The sequence below is a fragment of the Hominibacterium faecale genome, from assembly GCF_020734085.1.
In the GTDB taxonomy this organism is placed as follows: Bacteria; Bacillota; Clostridia; order Peptostreptococcales; family Anaerovoracaceae; genus Hominibacterium; species Hominibacterium faecale.
This window is the reverse complement of the sequence record NZ_JAJAGH010000005.1, coordinates 315,424-335,236: the sequence shown is the minus strand read 5'-3', so window position 1 is coordinate 335,236 and position 19,813 is coordinate 315,424. Positions and strand designations below refer to the sequence as shown.

The 19,813-nt window shown below is 49.1% G+C and carries 18 protein-coding genes; 12 read left to right on the top strand and 6 right to left on the bottom strand.

Annotated elements, in window-relative coordinates; translation table 11 throughout:
* Positions 1-7: 7 nt before the first annotated feature.
* Complete coding sequence (locus LG211_RS06705; RefSeq protein WP_269477217.1) at positions 8-1,231, bottom strand: MerR family transcriptional regulator; 1,224 nt, start codon at positions 1,229-1,231, stop codon at positions 8-10.
* 152 nt (positions 1,232-1,383) lie between these two features.
* On the opposite strand from LG211_RS06705, the gene hisD reads away from it, so the two are divergent.
* Both hisD and LG211_RS06695 read left to right on the top strand, forming a co-directional pair.
* Positions 1,384-2,661 carry a histidinol dehydrogenase gene (gene hisD, locus LG211_RS06700; RefSeq protein ID WP_269477216.1) on the top strand — a complete coding sequence of 426 codons (1,278 nt, stop codon included), beginning with the start codon at positions 1,384-1,386 and terminating at the stop codon, positions 2,659-2,661.
* An 18-nt stretch (positions 2,662-2,679) separates the two neighbouring features.
* On the top strand, positions 2,680-4,167 hold the full coding sequence (locus LG211_RS06695) for an APC family permease (RefSeq protein ID WP_253020543.1): 1,488 nt from the start codon (positions 2,680-2,682) through the stop codon (positions 4,165-4,167).
* A 44-nt stretch (positions 4,168-4,211) separates the two neighbouring features.
* Here the strand turns inward: LG211_RS06695 and LG211_RS06690 are convergent, their stop codons facing one another.
* Both LG211_RS06690 and LG211_RS06685 read right to left on the bottom strand, forming a co-directional pair.
* Positions 4,212-5,933, bottom strand: coding sequence for a hypothetical protein (locus LG211_RS06690; protein WP_269477215.1), 1,722 nt, complete (start codon positions 5,931-5,933; stop codon positions 4,212-4,214).
* Between the two features lie 526 nt (positions 5,934-6,459).
* Positions 6,460-7,653, bottom strand: coding sequence for an ATP-binding protein (locus LG211_RS06685; RefSeq protein WP_148397865.1), 1,194 nt, complete (start codon positions 7,651-7,653; stop codon positions 6,460-6,462).
* Between the two features lie 201 nt (positions 7,654-7,854).
* Between LG211_RS06685 and ilvA the strand changes: the two genes are divergently transcribed.
* Positions 7,855-9,060, top strand: coding sequence for a threonine ammonia-lyase (gene ilvA, locus LG211_RS06680; protein ID WP_269477214.1), 1,206 nt, complete (start codon positions 7,855-7,857; stop codon positions 9,058-9,060).
* Between the two features lie 79 nt (positions 9,061-9,139).
* Here the strand turns inward: ilvA and LG211_RS06675 are convergent, their stop codons facing one another.
* Positions 9,140-10,210, bottom strand: a complete 1,071-nt coding sequence (locus LG211_RS06675; RefSeq protein WP_269477213.1) for a branched-chain amino acid aminotransferase — start codon at positions 10,208-10,210, stop codon at positions 9,140-9,142.
* A 225-nt stretch (positions 10,211-10,435) separates the two neighbouring features.
* Here LG211_RS06675 and LG211_RS06670 point away from each other — a divergent pair, with 225 nt between their 5' ends.
* The 4 genes from LG211_RS06670 (at position 10,436) to LG211_RS06655 (ending at position 14,340) form a co-directional block, all read left to right on the top strand.
* The gene (locus LG211_RS06670; RefSeq protein ID WP_269477212.1) at positions 10,436-11,140 is read left to right on the top strand and encodes a SanA/YdcF family protein; all 705 of its coding nucleotides are present in this window, start codon (positions 10,436-10,438) and stop codon (positions 11,138-11,140) included.
* Positions 11,141-11,238: 98 nt separating this feature from the next.
* Entirely contained in the window at positions 11,239-12,411 is a 1,173-nt protein-coding gene (locus tag LG211_RS06665) for a DUF362 domain-containing protein (protein WP_253020537.1), read from the top strand.
* Between the two features lie 9 nt (positions 12,412-12,420).
* Positions 12,421-13,152 (top strand): DNA alkylation repair protein, encoded by a 732-nt coding sequence (locus LG211_RS06660; protein ID WP_269477211.1) that lies wholly within the window; start codon positions 12,421-12,423, stop codon positions 13,150-13,152.
* A gap of 54 nt (positions 13,153-13,206) precedes the next feature.
* Positions 13,207-14,340, top strand: coding sequence for an aminotransferase class V-fold PLP-dependent enzyme (locus LG211_RS06655; protein WP_253020536.1), 1,134 nt, complete (start codon positions 13,207-13,209; stop codon positions 14,338-14,340).
* Positions 14,341-14,355: 15 nt separating this feature from the next.
* On the opposite strand, the gene LG211_RS06650 is transcribed toward LG211_RS06655, so the two are convergent.
* The gene (locus tag LG211_RS06650) at positions 14,356-14,910 is read right to left on the bottom strand and encodes a ribonuclease H family protein (RefSeq protein ID WP_148397853.1); all 555 of its coding nucleotides are present in this window, start codon (positions 14,908-14,910) and stop codon (positions 14,356-14,358) included.
* A gap of 107 nt (positions 14,911-15,017) precedes the next feature.
* Between LG211_RS06650 and LG211_RS06645 the strand changes: the two genes are divergently transcribed.
* The 5 genes from LG211_RS06645 to LG211_RS06625 all read left to right on the top strand — a co-directional run bounded on the left by LG211_RS06645 (position 15,018) and on the right by LG211_RS06625 (position 19,188).
* Entirely contained in the window at positions 15,018-15,812 is a 795-nt protein-coding gene (locus LG211_RS06645; protein WP_148397851.1) for an MBL fold metallo-hydrolase, read from the top strand.
* Between the two features lie 3 nt (positions 15,813-15,815).
* Positions 15,816-16,295 (top strand): 23S rRNA (pseudouridine(1915)-N(3))-methyltransferase RlmH, encoded by a 480-nt coding sequence (rlmH, locus tag LG211_RS06640; RefSeq protein WP_253020535.1) that lies wholly within the window; start codon positions 15,816-15,818, stop codon positions 16,293-16,295.
* A gap of 14 nt (positions 16,296-16,309) precedes the next feature.
* Complete coding sequence (locus LG211_RS06635; RefSeq protein WP_148397848.1) at positions 16,310-16,780, top strand: HD domain-containing protein; 471 nt, start codon at positions 16,310-16,312, stop codon at positions 16,778-16,780.
* Positions 16,781-16,939: 159 nt separating this feature from the next.
* A complete protein-coding gene (locus LG211_RS06630) occupies positions 16,940-17,617 on the top strand; it encodes a Crp/Fnr family transcriptional regulator (protein WP_253020534.1) in 678 nt (225 codons plus the stop codon).
* A gap of 233 nt (positions 17,618-17,850) precedes the next feature.
* Positions 17,851-19,188 (top strand): purple acid phosphatase family protein, encoded by a 1,338-nt coding sequence (locus LG211_RS06625; RefSeq protein WP_253020533.1) that lies wholly within the window; start codon positions 17,851-17,853, stop codon positions 19,186-19,188.
* 195 nt (positions 19,189-19,383) lie between these two features.
* On the opposite strand, the gene LG211_RS06620 is transcribed toward LG211_RS06625, so the two are convergent.
* Positions 19,384-19,707 (bottom strand): ArsR/SmtB family transcription factor, encoded by a 324-nt coding sequence (locus LG211_RS06620; RefSeq protein ID WP_148397843.1) that lies wholly within the window; start codon positions 19,705-19,707, stop codon positions 19,384-19,386.
* Between the last annotated feature and the right edge of the window lie 106 nt (positions 19,708-19,813).

Genomic DNA, 19,813 nt, shown 5'->3' with positions numbered 1-19,813 from the left:
CCTTGAATCAAAGCCTGGCCAAATAGGAGCGAAGGTACATTTTTTCACCCTCATGGTGGAAGCTGAACCCGATGTTGACGCCTGAGCTGGTGGTGAAGCCGCAGTCCTCCTGCTGCACGATCGTATCTGCCATATGGCGGAGAAAATAGTCCAGATTGAAATTATCCGTGGAAGATGTGGGGTATTCCCGCAGCAGGTTTTCCATGGATTTTTTTCCGTGGTCAAAGTAAAAATAGGTGCCTAGCAGCAGGGCCTCAGAGCTGAAATAAGGCATCAGCTCGTCATAGAGGAAGGTGTTATGGTAAAAATTATGTTCATTGACTGCGAAATAATCGATGTTCAAATCGATGCAGCCGGGCTTTAAAGGCAGACGGGTGCTGCTGTCGGCGATGAACAGGATGTCCAGCCCATAGCCTTGTTTTTCCATGAGGGTTTTATACATGCGCAGCATTTCCGGATACTTATCGACAACGATATATTGACCTTGCGGGTCCAGATACTGCTGGTGGTTATGGAGAAAGAACCAGGCGTTGATATAGGTTTCCAGTACCACCTTGCCGGATAAATCCATATGCTCCAGCTTTTCCACCATCCAGTTAAAGGATCGCTGAAACAAGCTGATGAGGGCAGGGGGGAGGTCCCGGTACAGCTTGCGGTCCAGATCAGGGGTGTCGTATAAATCCTTATTTTTGTTGGGTGTCAGCAGGATGCCGTCCTCAATGGAGGCGGTGTAGCCGCAGGAGCATCGCAGGCTGCCGCTGAAAATATATTTGAGATCCATTCGTACATTATCCAGTGAAAAGCTGCCGCCGCAGGCCGGACAGCACAAGTGATCCAGCATGCGGACCGGAAGTCCGATGTCGGGGCGATTGTCAGGAAGCAGAGCGCTCAAATCCGCGATTTTTCTTTCCAGGTTTTCAATGTTTTTTTCGGTCCGCAGCTTCTCGCTGCGCAGATCGTGGAGTTTGTCGGTATAGATTCTGCGCAGATCCTCCACATCCTGGTTGACCGCAAGGCCGGAAATTCGATAAAGAGACAGGATCCGGTGGATCTCTTTCAAAGAAAAATTCATTTCTTTCAATTCCAGAACAAGCTCCAGATCCTTCAGGGTCTGGCTGTCGAATACATACTGGCCGCCGGGCCTGGGGGGCACAAGAAGGCCGTAATTGATGTAGTAATATAGATTGTCTACGGATATTTGATATTTTTTAGAAACCTGACCTATTCTCAAACCGCTCACCTCCAAGGTTTTTCTGCCTATATGGTATCACAAATCTGGAGTGCACTCAAGGTTTGGCCGGAATTCTCCAAATAACGCCCTTGACAATTAGCTGGCTCGATGCTGTATTATAGTAAAGTAGTAAATGAGAGGAGATGAAAAGCGTGAAAGAATTAAAGAGCTCCAAAAAAAGAACAGAAGCCGATCGTACGGCCCTCAGACAGGCAGTGGGGGATATCATCGATTGTGTGATAAAAGATGGAGACGCGGCTCTGCAGGAATATAATAAACAGTTTGACCAGTGCGATAGGCAGGCCCTGCGAATCTCCAAACAGGAAATCGAGGAAGCTTACCAGCAGGTATCGGATGAAGAACTGTCGGATATCAAAAAGGCGGCTGCCAATATCGAGGCCTTTGCCAACGCGCAGAAGGAAACAGTAGGAAGTTTGAAAGATTTTTCCCCTTCGCCGGGGATCAAGCTGGGGCATCGGGTAATTCCGGTCCAGTCCTGCTGCTGCTATGTTCCTGGAGGCGGCTATCCCCTTTACTCCACAGCGCTGATGCTGGGGATTCCGGCCAGAGTAGCGGGCGTTGAACGAATTACCGCCTGTTCCCCGGTGATCAAAGGGACAACGACGATTCATCCCAAGACGCTGGTTGCCATGGATGTGGCCGGCATCAATGAAATTTACGCGCTGGGCGGCGCGCAGGCCATTGCCGCTTTTTCCTATGGAACGGATCAGATCAAGCCGGTCAATATGATCGTAGGGCCTGGCAATCATTTTGTGACAGAAGCCAAACGGCAGTGCTACGGAAAAGTGGGCATCGATTTTGTGGCGGGCCCCAGCGAGGTTCTAGTCATCGCCGATCAGACGGCGGACCCGGAAGTGATCGCAGCCGATCTGCTGGCCCAGTCGGAGCACGATAAGGCGGCCAAGGGACTGGTGGTGACCACAGATGAGAATCTGGGAAAGGCCATTCTCCAGGCAGTGAACCGTCAGCTGCCTGCGCTGGATACGGAGGAAATCGCAAGAAGCTCATGGAATGATTACGGTGAAATTCTCATTGCCGATGATTTGTCCGAAGCGGTAAATTACGCCAATGATTATGCGCCGGAGCACTTGGAAGTCAATGTGGCAGAAGAAAAGATCGATGGGGTCGTGGCCGCGCTGCGCAATTACGGGTCCCTGTTTATCGGCGGCAATACGGCTGAAGTGTTCGGCGACTATGCATCCGGCACCAACCATACGCTGCCAACCCTGGGAGCGGCCAGATACACAGGAGGCGTTTGGGTGGGCACGTTCCTGAAGACGTGCACGTATCAGAGTATGTCCAAACAAGCGATGCTGGATATTGCTCCCCTGGTTTCCAACCTGGCGAGAGGCGAAGGGCTGACCGGCCATGCCAGGGCTGCGGAAATCCGGATGGAGAAGGAAAAATAAAGAGAGGAGAACGAAAACATGGAAAATGAAAGTCGTATGCTCAAACGAACCTTTGGCATGAAAGAGGCTGTTACCATTACCGTAGGTACAGTCGTAGGCGTGGGGCTGTTTACCACCGGCGCCAACGTGGTAGGTATGCTGGGATCCGCGGTGATTATCGCTACTTTTGTGGCAATGCTCATCAGCATCTATCCGGCGCTGCTGTATGCGGAAATGGGTGCTGCGCTGCCTTATGCGGGAGGTACATACAAATATGCGTCCCTGGGGATTGGAAAGCCTTTTGGTATGCTGGCAGGCTGGAACTTTATTATTTCTCTGGTGGCGGTTACCAGCGGCGAAGCCCTTGCCTTCAGCTTTTACTTCAAAACCTTCTTGGGAGCACTGGGCCTGGAGATACCCGGCGGCGGCACCAGCGATATCATCATTGCCTGCATTGCAGTTGTGGTATTCATGGTCTGCAGTGTGGGCGGCGTGGAAATCACAGGCAGGCTTCAAAACGGATTTATGTTTTTCTTCTGGGGCGTGGCGATTATCTGGTTCCTGATCATGATCCCCAACGTGGGTCTGTCCAATTTTGTTCAGCTGCCGGAATATGTGGATTTTTCCGCAGGCGGTTTTATTGGATCGGTAGCCTTAATTTGGTGGTGCTTTGCCGGGTTTGAAACCTGCTGTGCTATGGGAGAAGAAATCAAATATCCCCACATCAATATCCCAAGAGCGCTGTTTTTGGCACCGTTTATCGTCTTTGCCGTAAACGCTTTCTTCCAATGGTTCCTGGTGGGAATTGTTCCTACGGATCAGCTTCCGGCTATCGCCGATGCTTCGGCTCCTTATGCGGAAGCTATGACCATTGCCGGAATTCTGGGATTTCCGCTGATTATGCTGGCTGCGGGCATTGCCTTTGGCGGCGATTTTTCAACGCTCAACTCCAGCATTTCCGTACCGCCCAGATACCTGTTCACCATGGCCCGTGACGGTGCGATGCCCAAGTTCTTTGCCAAAGTTCATCCCAAATATAAGACGCCTTACGTGGCGATTCTGGTCCTGGGCGTTTTGACGGTGCTGCTGATTGCGACCAATTCTATGATTTATATCGCGTCCTTGAGCCTGTTCGCCGATTTGTTCTACTATGTGATCGGGATCATTGCCTGCGGGATGCTGAGAAAACGCCAGCCCGATCTGGAGCGGCCCTATAAGGCTCCACTCTGGCAGGTGGGCGTTCCGGTCAGCGCTATCATTTATATCATCATGATGACACAGCTGGATCGGGAGGCTTTCTGGACGGGCGTCATCTGGTGCGCGGTGGGTCTGGTGATCTTCTTCATCTGTCAGGCTAAGTACGGAAAATCGGGCGATGAGGACTTAAAGGCCCAGATCGTGGCCCATCAAGAGCCGCCGGCAGAGGAAAAAGCTAAGATGGATAAGGAGTTCAAGATTTGGCGCACCGTCGTGGCCATCGTGGTGGTGATTGCGATTTTGATTTATGTGATACCGTTTGTGGGTTAAATGAAAAAAGGGGGCTGTCTTGTGACAGTCCCCTTTTGGATAGATCAGCCAGCCGGCGTAAGCTTCCCGCCGCCTGAAAGAGAGAGCGTTTTTCCATCCAGCCACTTGTTGGCTGCGTTGGACTTATCGTAATAAAGCGTAAAGCCATTGGATTTAATGTTGGAGCAGGCGGTATCCTTATTTGTGATTGCTGATACATAGCTGTCGCCCGTCATGGTCCAGGTACTGGACTTGTCTAAGTGAATGGTCGCAGACTTGGCGGAATTTCCAGCGTTAATACTTCCCTTAAAGGCTGATTTCTCAGTTAAATTAAGAGTGACCGTACTGATTTGATCACATTTCACATTTCCTTCCAAATTCTGAGAGATTCCGGTCAGGGTAAAGTTCCCTCCGTTTTCTCCCGCCTTTCCCCAGTTGTTGGTTTTGTTTCCGGCTGCATTTATAAGAATGCCGCTGCTATAATAGAGCTTTGTATTTTTAAGCGTTGCCGAAGCCTCCGTATTGGTCACATAAAACATTGGGCCTTTAGAGGTGGTCGTCAGCGTTGAGTCAGCGGCATTAAAACTTGCTTCTCCTTCTGCCGCATCACCGGAAGTGCTCTGATAGAGCATAATGCCGTTTTTACCTGCACCCTGCAAAACGCAGTGATCCAAAGAAATACTATTCTTTCCTTCTACCACAGCGATTTGGCTGCCAGTTGCATATCCGGTAACATTTGCGGCTGTGATGGTTCCCGTTGAATAAATACAGGGGCTTCCGTCTCCTTCAGCGCTGACAGACGTATCGCTGACCTGAATAGTACCTTCGCCCCGGTCGGTGGCAATGGGCGCGCAGTGCGAACCTTTGGTGGAGATATCGCCTCCTGTTGCGATAATTGTACCTTTATAAGTGGCATCCAAACCACGAGCCGAGTCTCCTGTCGTGTATATGGAGAAGTTTTTTGCAACGATTTTGGAACCTTTTCCGGTGGCAAAGATGGCGTTTGATCCGTCGGAACTGGATGTGAGCGTCGTCCCGTCCAACGTTATTTTACTGCCTCCTGATGCAGATAGAATTGCGTTCAGTCCGTAAAAATTACTTTCGGTATCATCGGTGGTGTCTCCCGACTTTATGAGAGAACCGCCGCTGATCGCAAGGCTGCCTTTATTCTCTACCAGGACAGCACTGACATTTGCTTCTTCTGATTCATAATCCTTGTTGGCGGATGTCTGCTTTCCGCCGCTTACTGTGAAAGTAGCGCTGGTTTTTGTAGCGCCAGTCTCTGAACCGGCGCTGCCGCCCGGAGCATTGCCTGGCTGGTGGATGATTTCGATTGCTGTTACCGTATCGTCATCAAGTGTCAATTTGACAAGGATTCCTTCTTCCAAACCGGTGATATCGATATTATCTGAAAGAATATAAGTGGCTGACCCACCATCAGCAGTGAAGCCGTTTATACCCTCAGGAAATCTTCCGTTTGAACGGTCTTGACCGCTGCTGTCTGATGGCTGTCCGCCATCGGATATTTGTGGGGGCTCATTGCTGTCCGCCGCTTTATTGTCAGCCTTGGATGTGCTATCGGTCTGGGAGCCGGTTTCAGATTGGGTGGAGCTGTTCTTTTCCAATTTGGGAGGCTCTTCATATGCTCCCGTTTCTACGGTTATTTTTGTATCATTAATCTTCGTTATTTTTCCATAGACTTCATCATCTTTGCTGGTGCAGGCCGTCATTGCCGTCAGCAGGAGAATGGCAGAAAAAACTGCAATGGCTATCTTTAATTTCCCCATCGTGACCTCCTTGTTTCGTTGATGATAAGACTATTTTAACGGAACAATGTGATATTCTGGTGGAAACTGTGAGAAAGAAAGGTGTTATTATCCGGATTGCGGTAAACTTCTGAAAAGCCGGAAATTTTTACTCCCAAAAAAGGGTGGCTGCATTAGGCTTCGCGCAGGCCGGCCAAACAGGTAAAAAACTTTTTTTGCTGGTTTCTATTCGAAATGGCCTATTGTGGATGTAAAGTCCATATAAAAACAGGAGATTTTGCTAGTTTCGCAGCAAGTGAGGCTGAGTGGAGACATTGATTTGCGGTGTGTTGATGCGTATGAGAGATTTATATGTGGTTAGCGACACATAACAGTTGACCTGATGTGGGAGAATGCCCGGTATTACGACATTTTATATGGACATTGACTGCCAAAAGGCCAGTTTCGAATAGGATTAACGAAAATTTGTGTTCTGGGGGAATTGTGAGGGGCTGCCGCAGCAACATCTTTCGTTGACGTGACAGCCCCTATATCACAGGCCAGTATATTAAATTCCAATCTTCACAAGTTCAATGAACTGCTTGGCTACCCGCGGACTTCTGCCGTTGCAGCGGAGAGCGTGAGCCTCAGCTTTGCGGAAAAGCTCGTCTTTAGGCATATCGACCCCATAATCTTTGGCCAGGTTTTCCACGATGTTCAGGTATTCTTCTTTATCCGGCCGCTGGTAAGTGATGGTGAGGCCGAAGCGGGCCGCCAGACTCATGGTCTCCTGAAGCGTATCGTTGATATGAAGCTCATCGCCGGCCCGGTCGCCCATGGTTTCTTTGACCAGGTGGCGGCGGTTGCTGGTAGCGTAAATGGCAATGTTTTTTCCGCAGGCTGAGACGCTGCCTTCCAGGATCGCTTTCAAGGCGGAAAAATTGTCGTCATTGCTGGTAAAGCTCAGATCATCGATGAATACTACGAATTTCAGCGGATTATTGGAAAGCTCTTCGATCACGTAAGGGATCCGGTAAATTTCATTTTTCTTTACTTCCAAGAGGCGCAGCCCTTGGTCGGCGTAATGATTGCAGACTGCTTTGATGGTTGAACTTTTTCCGGTGCCAGCATCGCCGTACAGGAGCATATTGCTGGCACCTTCCCCGGACAGAAGCGCCTGGGTGTTTTTAATAATCAAAGCCTGTTCCCGTTCATACCCGAATAATTCTTCCAGCTTCTGCCCATCGGGATGCTTTACCGGAACGATTCTGTCGCTTTTCAGGCGAAAGACCGAATACTTGGAATAGATGCCGTAGCCCGTATATGGAAGCTTGTGGATGCGCTCTTGATAATCGTAGCGAAAATCAAAGATCGTTGTTTCCCAGTCAGGGAGGAAGCCTTTGTAATTGATCAGATCCCGGATGGACTGAGAAGTGATTTGGGACAGCTCCTGCAGGATATCCAGTTCAGAAAACAAGCAGGCCTCCACAGCCTGAGAGACCAGGCTTCCGCAGGCCTTTTCTTTGACATAAAAATTATCGTCATTCAGCAGCACATTATTGATGTAGACGCTCAGATTGGCGTTTGCCTGATAAAGACAAGAAGTGAACTGGCAGTAAGCTTCGACCTGCTTTCTCGACTCCTTCTCTTCAATGGCATCGGCCATTATTTGAAAATTGGCGATCACCGGATCTGTGAGCAGATCGCGAAAGATCACCAGTGAGTTTAATTTCAAATTTAATTCGGCAAGTTTTTTCTTCATGTAACGTTCCTCGGTTCTTAAATGATTTGCTCTTATTATAATGAAAAAATGATGGGAATGCAAATCGAAAGCCCTTGCAAATCCCAATAAAAGCATTACAATAGATACATGACCCGAAGCAGGTCTCCGAAAGGAACAGGAGACGAAGCGAAGCGAGGGCCGACAAGACAAGGCCCGTTATTGAAAAAAGGAGGGCAGATCATGCTAACGCTTGACAAAATTTATCATGCCGCATTTACCTTGAAAGATGCTGTGAGAAAGACCGATTTAATCTTAGCTCCAGCACTCAGCGCCAAAAATCAAATTTATCTGAAAACCGAAAACCTGCAGATGACAGGCAGCTTTAAAGTGCGGGGCGCTTATTATAAAATCAGCCGACTCAGCGACGAGGAAAAAGCCAAAGGAATCATTGCCTGCAGCGCGGGCAATCACGCCCAAGGAGTGGCTATGGCGGCGAAAAAGAACCAGATCCCTTCCCTGATCTGCATGCCGGACGGCGCGCCCATCAGCAAAGTGGAGGCCACCAAGAGCTTTGGCGCGGAAGTGTGCCTGGTCAGCGATACATATGACGATGCTTACAACAAGGCCATCGAGCTGCAGAAAGAAAAGGGTTACACCTTTATCCATCCTTTTGATGACGTGGATGTGATCGCCGGCCAGGGGACCATCGGGCTGGAGATTCTGGATCAGCTGGTTGATGTGGACGCGGTCGTGGTGCCGGTGGGCGGCGGCGGGCTGATCAGCGGCGTGGCCTATGCGATCAAGCAGCTCAAGCCGGAATGCAAGATCTACGGCGTCCAGGCGGCGGGTGCACCCAGCATGTACGAATCTGTCAAGGCCCATGAAAAGAAGACTTTGGAAACGGTGGACACCTTTGCCGACGGAATCGCAGTCAAAGTGCCGGGCAATGAGACTTACGAGCTGGTAAACAAATATGTGGATGAAATGATTACGGTTACTGAGGACGAAATTGCCACAGCCATTTTGACATTGATGGAAAAACAGAAGCTGGTAGCCGAGGGTGCCGGCGCCGTATCGGTGGCAGCGGTGATGTTCGATAAAATCCCGCTGAAAAAGAAGAAGATTGTCTGTGTGGTCAGCGGGGGAAATATTGATGTAAACATTCTCAATCGGGTCATTACCCGAGGTTTGATCATGAGCGGCAGGAGAAACACCCTGACCATCGCACTGATGGATAAACCGGGCCAGCTGGTGGGCGTAAGCACGGTGATCAGCCGCTGCGGCGGCAATGTGGTTGCGGTACATCACGATAACGGCGATCCCAATATGGCGATCAACAGCTGCTTCTTGAAGGTGGTTATGGAAACCAGAGACAGCGCACAGGCAGAATTGATCAAGCGTCAGTTAGAAGAAGAAGGATTCCAGCTGGTCAACGAACGAGTTTAAACCATTAAAAAACAGCCGGAAGGAGAAAGTCTTGCGCTGCTCCCGCTTTCCGGCTGTTTGATTCTTCTTTGAAAAACGCTTATTTTACTTCTACTGTCCAGCCCATGGTATCAACGACAGCTCCAGTCTGAATGCCGTACAGGGTGTCGTAAAGCTTCTGCGCGATAGCGCCGATCTGGCCATTGTTGATGATCATTTTTTCGCCCTTATAGCAGAGCTCACCCACCGGTGAGATGACAGCCGCAGTTCCGGAAGCGAACATCTCCTGGAATTTACCGTCTTTATAAGCCTGGGCCACTTCATCGATGGAAAGTCTTCTTTCTGTAATCTTGATTCCTTCTTTTTTCAGCAGAGCGATAACCGAGTCTCTGGTAATACCCGGCAGGATGGTGCCATCCAAAGGCGCGGTGATGACTTCATTATCGATTACGAAAAAAGCATTGGATGTTCCGATCTCTTCCACGTATTTCCGTTCTACGCCGTCCAGCCACAAAATCTGTTCATACCCCTTTGCGTGGGCTTCTTCCTGCGCTTTCAGGCTGGCTGCATAGTTGCCTCCGCACTTGGCTTCACCGGTACCGCCGTCGGTGGCGCGGACATATTTATCTTCCACGTAAATCTTTGTCGGCGTCAGCCCGCCCACATAGTAAGGACCTACCGGGCTGAGGATGATGATAAATTTATAATGATTGGAGCGTCTTACGCCGAGGAACGGCTCGTCGGCAATAATGAACGGGCGGATGTAAAGGGACGTGCCTTCTTTTTCCGGTATCCAGTCAGCATCCACGTGTACCAGCGCTTTAATCGCTTCCACATACAAGGTTTCATCAATCTGAGGAATACAAAGCCTGTCGTTGGTGCGGTTGGTTCTCTTGGCGTTCATGTCCGGACGGAACAGCTGTACTTTTCCTTTTTTGGTTTTGTACGCTTTCAGCCCTTCGAACATTTCCTGCGCATAGTGGAAAACAACAGCAGCCGGATCCAGAGAAAGGGGTGCGTAAGGGACGATTCTGCCATCGTGCCAGCCTTTTCCCTCTTCATAGTCCATGATAAACATGTGGTCTGTAAAGTCAACGCCGAACCTGAGGGTATCCGGGTCCGGTTTCGCCTTAGGATTTGTAGTCTTTGTTACTGGAAAATCATATTTCATTTTACCGTTCTCCTTCTATATTTATCTGTATCTCTTTGTTAACAGCTTTATCATAGCGCTTGATTTGTGTGTTGTCAACAATTTAACCCCACAATATTTAGAAAAAATAACAAAAATGCAAAAGGGGCCGCATGCTTTCATCCGATTTGCTGACCTGTTATAATAACAATAGCCGTTAACATGTCTATTGTAACAGAAAGTGTGTATGAAATGGAAAAAAAGAAGATGAAAATTTGGAAAAAGGTTCTGCTTCAGCTGGCAGTTTTGGTTGTGATCTTGGCTGCGGCGTTGCTGGGCATCAACCAGTACGTGGTAAGCTCAGCCCAGGGAGATGTTCTCTGCACGGTTTCCGATAAAGCCAATACCATATCCAAGACAGATCTGGATCGGCTTGCGCAAAAGGATGCGGATTGCATTTTGGTGCTGGGCGCCCTTGTGCGCAAGGACGGGAGCCCCAGCTACATGCTGCAGGACCGGCTGGATGTGGGGATCAAACTATACAAGGCGGGAGCGGCTCCCAAACTTTTGTTGTCGGGAGATCATGGACAAGTCCGCTACGATGAAGTCAACGTTATGAAAGAGTATGCTCTGGAGCAGGGTGTGCCCAAGAAAGACATTTTTCTCGACCATGCCGGGTTCTCTACCTATGATTCCATCTATCGGGCAAAGGCGGTGTTCCAGGTGGAAAAGATGATCGTTGTGACCCAGGGCTACCACCAGTACAGGGCCTTATACGGGTGTGAGAAAATGGGGATCGATGCCTGGGGTGCGGCTGCGGATCAGACGACCTACCGGGGACAGAAAATGCGTGACTTGCGGGAGATCGCGGCCAGAGATAAGGATTTTGTGAAATGGATGGTAAGACCGGAACCTACATATCTGGGGGACGCCATTCCCATCAGCGGCAGCGGGATTAAAAGTCAGGATTAGGATTTGGCTGGGGCCGATTGATCAGCGTCTTGCGGCGTTGAATCTTGCGCAGGCGTGTCTGGCAAGGTATACTATAGAAGAACTGAGGGAGGTGCCAGATGAAGAGTAAAGTGGCAATCGTTGATTGCAGAAAATATAAAAGCGAGCTGGTGGACCATGCGGTTGGAGCAGCCGTAGAACTTTTGGGCGGCTGGCAGGAATTCGTGAGCCCGGATGAGAGCATTATCCTCAAGCCCAACCTTCTTGCCAGGACGGAACCGGAAACTGCCTGCACCACCCATCCCCGGGTGTTTGGGGCTGTGGGCCGCCTTTTAAAACAAGCGGGATTTCAAAATCTGTATTACGGGGATTCGCCGGGCAACCACCTGATCGGCGTGGAACAGACCGCCGAAGGATGCGGAATTCGCCAGGAAGCGGAGGCGCTTCAGATCGAGGCCGCCAACTTTTCGGAAGGGGAGCAGGTGCCTTTTCCCCAGGGCCACGCCGCTGACCACTTTGTCCTCTGCAAAGGCGTTTTGGAAAAAGATGCGATTATCAACCTGTGTAAGATGAAAACCCACCAGCTGGAACGGATTACCGGTGCCATGAAAAATACCTTCGGCTGCGTCTATGGCTTTAACAAAGGCGCCAGCCACGCGCGGTTTCCCAATGCGGACGCTTTCGGCAAAATGATCGGCGACCTGAATTTATTAGTTCGCCCCAGGCTTCATATTATGGACGGGATCATGGCCATGGAGGGAAACGGCCCCCAGTCCGGCGATCCGACGCCGATGTACGTCATTCTGGCGTCTGCCGATCCGGTGGCCTTGGACAGCGTATTCTGCCGTCTCGTCAACTTAAATCCGGAGCTGGTAGCAACCAATGTCTACGGGAAAGAGTACGGCATCGGCACCTGCAAAATGGAAGAAATCGAGCTGATCACAGAAGAGGGCGTTTTATCCATGGAGGAAGCTTTTTCCCGCTGGGGAAACCCGGACTTTAACGTGGAGCGGGATCCGGGTTTCCACGGCCAGCTGAAAAGCATCGGATTTTTACAGCCCCTTTTGGACCGGAAGCCTTACATAAAAAAGGCCAACTGCGTGGGCTGCGGCATCTGCGTGCAGGCCTGCCCGCTGGACGAAAAAGCAATCTATATGAAAAAGGGAAAACCCGCCTACCGCTATCGGAAATGTATCAAATGCTACTGCTGTCAGGAAATGTGTCCGGAGAAGGCCATTGATGTAAAGACCACCAGGCTGGCCAGGATCGCTGACCGAAATTGGAAATTGTAAGGGAAAAGAATGAGAGAAGAAAGACTGAAACAGCTGCGGAAAATGGCCGATGAAGAATACAAGGCGTTCAACTGCAAACTGATACCAGGCATCAATAAGGAGCGGACGCTGGGCGTCCGCGTTCCCGCCATCCGAAAGCTGGCGAAAGAGATTGTAAAAGGCGGCTGGGAGAGATACCTGGAGGAGCTGGAAAACTGCAAACTGGCTCCCGGCGGTATCGGCGGAACGGAACTCTTCTACGAAGAGGTCATGCTGCAGGGGATGATCATCGCGGCTGCCAAGATGGAACGGGAAACGCGGCTGGCGTATATTGCCCGTTTCGTTCCCCGCATCGATAACTGGGCTGTCTGCGATACCTTTTGCGGTGATTTGAAATTCGCGGATAGAGAGGAAAACCGCCGGAGGGTCTGGGAGTTTCTCCAGAGCTATCTTTCCGACGACCGGGAATATTTTCTCCGGTTCGGCGTGGTCATGATTATGGATCACTATATAGATGTAAGTCATATTGATTCTATATTAAAAATCCTGGCGGGGATTCACCACGAGGGCTATTATGTGAAAATGGCCGTCGCCTGGGCGCTGTCCATGTGCTATGTCGCTTTTCCGCAGAAAACGGAAGCGCTGATAAAAAACAATCGGATGGACGATTTTACACACAACAAAACCATACAGAAAATTCGAGAATCCTACCGGGTTTCCAAAGAGGATAAGGAGCGGCTCAAAGGGCTCAAACGAAAGTAAGAAAACACTTTCTGCTATTTTCCCGCATATCCTATACTTTAGGAGGGAAACCCAATGATTTATTTAGACAATGGAGCAACATCTTTCCCTAAGCCAAAAGGTATGATCGAGGCAATGGACTCGTGCATGTCATCCTATTGCGGCAACCCGGGGCGCTCGGGGCACGATCTGTCCCGCCGGACCGGGGAAGAAGTCTATCAAGCAAGAAAAATGCTGGCCCGTTTTTTTAAAATCGAAAAGCCGGACCGGATCGTTTTTACAAATAATACGACCCAGGCCCTGAATATGGGCATCAAAGGCGTTCTCAAGGAAGGCGACCATGTGATCACCACGGTGATGGAGCACAACTCTGTGCTGCGTCCGCTGCGGGCGCTGAAGGATCAGGGGGTGGAATATACTCTGGTTCAGTGTGGGAGCGACGGAAGCTTGGATCTTACCAACGTTGAGCAAGCGATCAGAGAAAATACCCGGCTAATCATCTGCACGCAGGCGTCCAATGTGACCGGAACCATTATGCCGGTGCAGGACTTGGGAATTTTGTGCAAAAAGAAAGGCATCCTCTTTATGGTAGATGGAGCCCAGGGAGCCGGCCATATGCCTATGGATGTGAAAAACATCGATCTGCTGGCGGTGCCGGGACATAAGGGTCTTTTGGGGCCTTTGGGAACCGGCATGCTTTATGTACGGGAAGGCGTATCGCTTCGCCCTTTGATGGAAGGGGGAACCGGCACCGTTTCCAGGGACATCAAACAGCCCGCAGAGCTGCCGGAAGGCTTTGAAACCGGCACCATCAATGCGCCGGGCATTATCGGCCTGGGATATTCGGCCGGGCTTGTGAATAAAATCGGCGTCGATATCATCCGCCAGCACCAGCTGGAGCTGACTCGGATTCTCGATAGCAGCCTGCGGAATATGAAAAATGTGACGGTTTATGGTCCTTCTGACTGTAAGAAAAAGGTGGGAATTGTCACATTTAATATTAATGGATACAATTGTGAAGATGTTGCATCGCTATTAAACGATGATTATGGAATTGCAGTGCGGGGCGGCTATCATTGCGCCGGATTGGCCCATAAGGCCATCGGAACATGGGATTGCGGCGCAGTGCGGATGAGCATGGGAATCTATAACAATGGAAAAGAAATGAAAGCAGCTGCCGATGCGGTGTATGCCATTTCAAAAGGATAAACTGGGGGCTGATTTTCAGCCCCGAATTTGGTTGATGCCCACATTGGCCAGCTCGTCGGCCCGGTTGTTTTTTTCGGTCACGTACTGAAAATCCTCAAAGGAAAAGCGGCTGCCGTTCCATTCTACGAACTTATCGTAGAGCTTATGAAAATTGGTCGAAGCGCTGGCAAGATTTACGTGGCCTTTCACCCGGTAAAAGGTGATCTGATGCTGATCCAAAAACGGCAGCAGCGCTTCCCAGAGGTCCCGGTTTTCCACCGGTTTTTTGGCAGCGGTTTTCCAGCCGTTTTTCAGCCAGTTTTTATACCATTTTTTCCGAAAACAATCCATCAGATAGGAACTATCGGAAAACACTTCAATCGTCTGGCCTTCTTTTTTTATGGCGCGGAAAGCTTCCAGCAGAGCAGTCATTTCCATGCGGTTGTTGGTGGTGTCGGCTTCGCCGCCGTAAAGCTCCTTTTGGTGTCCGGCAAACTCCATCACAGCGCCCCAGCCGCCGAAATTCTTTTCACTCTGATTTCCCGAACATCCTCCGTCGGTATAGATTCTTAAAACATTGTCATTTCTCATAAACATTACCTCTATCTTTCATCTTTCGTATTATACGATAGATTGACAGGCCCGCACAAGTGGAGTATCCTATAAAAATAGAAAACGACGAGAAGCGAGGACAAAATATGGCATTAAATTTTTGCTCTTTTGCCAGCGGCAGCAGTGGAAACTGCTATATGGTCAGAAGCGGCGGGACGGTGGTGCTGGTTGATGTGGGAATCAGCGGAAAACGGATTTTTGAAGGGCTGGAAAAGGCCGGGGCTGAGCTGGAACAGATACAGGCCGTCTTGATTACCCATGAACATATCGACCATGTGAAAAGCCTGCCTATTGTTACAAAAAAAGCCTGCAACGCAAAAGCGTACGCCAACCAGGCCACCTGGGACAACATTGAACGAAAGGTCGCAGAAGAGAAAAAGGCGTTCTTTACCACAGGCGAAGATTTTTACATAAACGATATTTTAATCAGGCCCTTTGCCATCCCCCATGATGCGGCGGAGCCGGTGGGCTTTTCTTTTTATGCGGATGGCAGGCAGATCAGTATTCTGACCGATGCCGGCTGCATCACAAAAGAGATTTTCGAGGAAATCGTGGATGCGGATCTGCTGGTTCTGGAGGCCAACCATGAAGTAGAGGTGCTGAAAATGTGCAGCTATCCTTATCAGACAAAGCGCAGAATCCTGGGAGACCATGGACATCTTTCCAATGTGACGGCGGGCAAATGTATCTGCAAGCTGATGGAAGTGAAAGACAAAGCGCGCAGAGTTCTGCTGGGACATTTGAGCCATCAGAACAATGAGCCAGAGCTGGCGAAAATGACCATTACCAATATTCTTCAGGAGGAAGATATTTATGTGGGCGACAGACTGAAAATGGATGTGATGCTGCGGGATCATGTCAGCGCGGTATATGAGGTGTAAGGCTTGAATATAACCATAATCTGTATAGGAAAATTAAAAGAACGATATTGGACCGAGGCGGCTGCTGAGTACTGCAAGCGTTTGGGGAAATACTGCAAAATGACCATTGAGGAGCTGAAAGAGGCCAGGCTGCCGGATCGCGCTTCTTCGGCGGAGGAGCAGGCGGTAAAGCTGGAAGAAGGCCAGTCCATCCTGAGCAGGATTAAGAAGAACGATTATGTGATCACCCTGGAGATTGATGGAAAGCCGCTCACTTCAGAGAAATTGTCGCAGAAGCTCGGGCAGCTTTCCGCAGAAGGCTGGGGCCGGGTGGTCTTTGTCATCGGCGGCTCGCTGGGCCTTTCCCATGAGGTGTCAAAGCGGGCGGATTTCAAGCTGTCCTTTTCGCAAATGACGTTTCCCCATCAGATGATGCGGATCATCCTGCTGGAGCAGGTGTACAGAAGCTTTAAAATATTGAAAAATGAACCCTATCATAAGTAGGGCAGGAGGTTAATATGAAAAAGATCTTGAGACTGCAGAGCGCTCTGCTGAAAGAAATCGATAAGTATGAAAAGCTGGTAACAGAGCGTTCCCATTTCATCGACTGGGAACGGGTGCACATTGTCAGCTGCGCCAAGCTGGGCTATCTCTTTGCCGAAGAGCGGGGCGTGGATCCGATTCTGGCTGCCGCGGCCTGCGCGGTACACGATTACGGCAGGATCATCACCGGCAAGCAGGAGAACCATGCAGAAGCAGGGTACGAGCCGGCCATGGAATTCCTGAGAGGAACGGGCCTCTTTGAAGAGGATGAAATTCAGCAGATTGGAATCGCTGTGAAAAACCACAGCAAAAAAGCAGAGATCGGAAATCCGTTGGAGGAGATTGTGAAAGATGCCGACGTGCTGGACTTCTATCAGTACGGATACGGATTCGCCAGGGAAGAACAGAAGGTGCGCCTGGAAAAGCTGCTGGGGAGAGAGGTATAGCTTTCTTTGCCGCGGGCGAAATGAAAATTATCAATATTTTCCGGAATTTGATACCGGTAGAATCCGGTCCCGGCAGTCGCAGATGACAGCATAAGTGAAACTTGCTTGATGCGACACAAAAGTTACAAAAAACAGCCGAAGGAAATGAGGGATACAAACATGAAACCATCAAAACCAGCAGATACGGAACAGATGACAACCATTGAAGCCTGCGGCATTTTGAGGGAGGTTCCCCAAAAGCTTCATCTCATGGCAGTCAACGGGATGAAAATCAAAGTAAAAGAATATGCAGAGGAAGAGATTATCTTTTCTGAAGAAGAGTTGATTCATAGAATTGCCATCCTCCATTCGGGAACCGTAAGAGGTGAGAAATTCCATCTTGAAGGCAGCGTAGATCTGATGTACATGTATCAGCGAGGAGAAATCTTCGGCGCTGAAGCCACCGTTTCCAGGCGGCGAACATCACCTCTGACTTATGTGGCCAATGAAGCTGCTGTTGTACTCTTTGCTGATTTTTCCGATATTCTTCGCAGCGATTATTCCAAGGAGCTGATGCTGGCGCTGCTTCATATTCTTGCCGACGATAACATTAAAAAATTATATAAGCTCGAGGCTCTCTCCAAGAGAGGTCTGCGAGACCGTATTATGACCTACCTGCGGATCATGGGCAGAAAGTCCGGATCGGATACCTTTTCAATACATATGGACCGGGAGCAGTTCGCCCAATATCTGTGCGTCAACCGGAGCGCCTTGTCCTACGAGCTGAACCAGATGAAACGGGACGGTCTGATTGAGTTTAAAAAGGATGAATTTAAACTTTTAGAAAAAATTTTATAAAATGTTGGCATGCCAACGACATTAAAGGGGGAGTTGTGATATAGTATGAACTGTGGTACAAACCATGACTTTTCTTCAAAACATTAATAATAATTTGCCCAGGGAAACGGGACTGCTGCATAAAGCCATGCGATAGTCCCATTTTTCATGGAACCGGTACGAAGCGGTCAGCGAGGCGATCCGCATATGAATTTCCTGTTTGACATATAATAATACTTCCAGGAGGAAGGATTATGAAACGTTTTTGCATTGCAGCGCTCATGAGTATCATTTTACTTTTTTTACTTTCCGCCCCGGTCTTTGCGGCGGAGTACGACAGCGATCAGATTATTTTATCGTGGACTGATGACAGCGCTCATACCCAAACTATTACTTGGCACAGTGCATCTAAGAAAGATGGATATGTCCAATACAATCGGGAGGGCATGCAGCTTTCTCCGCAGCATCAGGTGAAGGCCAAGATCATCGAGGTCAAAGAGGATCAGTACTATCGGTACGAGGCCACGATCAGGGGTTTGAGTCAAAAGACAACTTATGAATATCGAGTCGGGGACGGTACCAGCTGGAGCAAAGTGCACACCTTTTCGACGGCGCCTACTTGGGAAACTTCTAGGATTACTACCACTGACGATGCCCAATCTTTTGAATTTTTATATTTGGGAGATATTCAATATAAAAAACGGAGTCAGGATTATAAAACTTGGGGTAGGATGGTTGAAGATATCAGACAGAGAAATCCTGGTATTGCCTTCGCCCTTATGGGCGGGGATATGGTTAATTCGCCCCGAAATATGAATGATTGGAATCTGTTTTTATCACAGGCTACATCGGTTTTTGCAGGGATTCCCATGATGACAGCTATTGGTAATCACGAAACGACTGTCAAAGCGGATATGTACCTGAAGATGCTGGCGCTGCCCCAGAATGGTCCCAAAGGGGTGTCCGAAGAGTTTTATTCCTTTGATTATGGGAACTGCCATTTTGCAGTTGTTAATACCAGTTTTTTTCTGGACAATCGAAAAGCCGCTATGGAGGAAGAATGGGAGCAGCAGCTGACTGCCATCAGCAGCTGGCTGGAGCAAGACTTGACAGAGAGCGGTGCCAGATGGAAGGTGGTCGTCATGCACCATCCTGCTTATGGGATTTCAGACGGAGATCCCATCTACGATGCTATTCGGGAGGAATGGGAACCGGTCTTTGAACAGGGTGAGGTGGATTTGGTCCTATGCGGTCATCAGCATCTATATATGCGTACCAAAGAGATCGGCAATATCACTTATGTGATGGGAAACTCAGGAAAGAGAAGGAGCACGTATTTTAATGGAGAAAATGTTCCTGAATACGTGGAAGCGATCAATGCGACAGACAGCAATTATCAAATCATCAAAGTGAGTGAGGATAAGCTGACCTTGGAATCCTATGATGAAGAAGGGCAGATCATTGATAAATGGTCTAAAAATAAATCGGTTTCGCCGCTTCTGAAAGCGGTGGCAGCAGCAGGGATCATTGTTGTTGTAGGAGCAGGAGCTGTCTTGATTCGTTTGAGAGTTCGAAAAAGAGGATCGCTTTAAAAAGTATGCTGGTAAGACCCATCTGATCGGCGGAAAACCATTTCAAAGGGCAGATTCTGTCCGGTTTGGATAGTACAAGGGAAATCACGATGGATGTGGGGCTCGAGCAATAGCGGTCTGATGAAGGAAACATTAAAGGGGCTGGAAAAACCGGTCATGCTGTCCATTTGACAAGCGACCGGTTTTCGGTGCGCTTTAGATCTGTCCGAATTTCTTGGTCGCTGCCAGATAACGAGCCAAAGCGCCCATATTGGCATAATAATAAGAATATTTATCAACCTTTTTTACTTCAATTAAGCTGGAATCGACCAGCTTTTTTATATGCTGGGAAACCGTTGCCTGGGAATAGTCAAAAGCAGCGACAACATCTTTATTGCAGACGTTTTCTCTTTGCCGATTGCATTGCATGATAAAGCGGTAAATATTGATTCGAGCCGGATGGGCGAGTGCGTCGGATACTTTTGCTATTAGCAGGACTTCTTCGTCCTGAATGGTGTCGGATTCTTTTCTAAGTCTCATGTTGCTCCTCCTACTAAAATACACTGCTCATTAACAATACACTTTCCTGTAGGTTTTTGTCAAGAAATATGGTAAGATTTTCATACAATGTTCTGCCCGGATGGGT

Coding starts and splice junctions, on each gene's coding strand:
- LG211_RS06695 (WP_253020543.1), top strand. CDS start 2,680: ATGGAAAATGAAAGTCGTATGCTCAAACGAACCTTTGGCATGAAAGAG.
- LG211_RS06690 (WP_269477215.1), bottom strand. CDS start 5,933: ATGGGGAAATTAAAGATAGCCATTGCAGTTTTTTCTGCCATTCTCCTG.
- LG211_RS06685 (WP_148397865.1), bottom strand. CDS start 7,653: ATGAAGAAAAAACTTGCCGAATTAAATTTGAAATTAAACTCACTGGTG.
- ilvA (WP_269477214.1), top strand. CDS start 7,855: ATGCTAACGCTTGACAAAATTTATCATGCCGCATTTACCTTGAAAGAT.
- LG211_RS06675 (WP_269477213.1), bottom strand. CDS start 10,210: ATGAAATATGATTTTCCAGTAACAAAGACTACAAATCCTAAGGCGAAA.
- LG211_RS06670 (WP_269477212.1), top strand. CDS start 10,436: ATGAAAATTTGGAAAAAGGTTCTGCTTCAGCTGGCAGTTTTGGTTGTG.
- LG211_RS06665 (WP_253020537.1), top strand. CDS start 11,239: ATGAAGAGTAAAGTGGCAATCGTTGATTGCAGAAAATATAAAAGCGAG.
- LG211_RS06660 (WP_269477211.1), top strand. CDS start 12,421: ATGAGAGAAGAAAGACTGAAACAGCTGCGGAAAATGGCCGATGAAGAA.
- LG211_RS06655 (WP_253020536.1), top strand. CDS start 13,207: ATGATTTATTTAGACAATGGAGCAACATCTTTCCCTAAGCCAAAAGGT.
- LG211_RS06650 (WP_148397853.1), bottom strand. CDS start 14,910: ATGAGAAATGACAATGTTTTAAGAATCTATACCGACGGAGGATGTTCG.
- LG211_RS06645 (WP_148397851.1), top strand. CDS start 15,018: ATGGCATTAAATTTTTGCTCTTTTGCCAGCGGCAGCAGTGGAAACTGC.
- LG211_RS06635 (WP_148397848.1), top strand. CDS start 16,310: ATGAAAAAGATCTTGAGACTGCAGAGCGCTCTGCTGAAAGAAATCGAT.
- LG211_RS06630 (WP_253020534.1), top strand. CDS start 16,940: ATGAAACCATCAAAACCAGCAGATACGGAACAGATGACAACCATTGAA.
- LG211_RS06625 (WP_253020533.1), top strand. CDS start 17,851: ATGAAACGTTTTTGCATTGCAGCGCTCATGAGTATCATTTTACTTTTT.
- LG211_RS06620 (WP_148397843.1), bottom strand. CDS start 19,707: ATGAGACTTAGAAAAGAATCCGACACCATTCAGGACGAAGAAGTCCTG.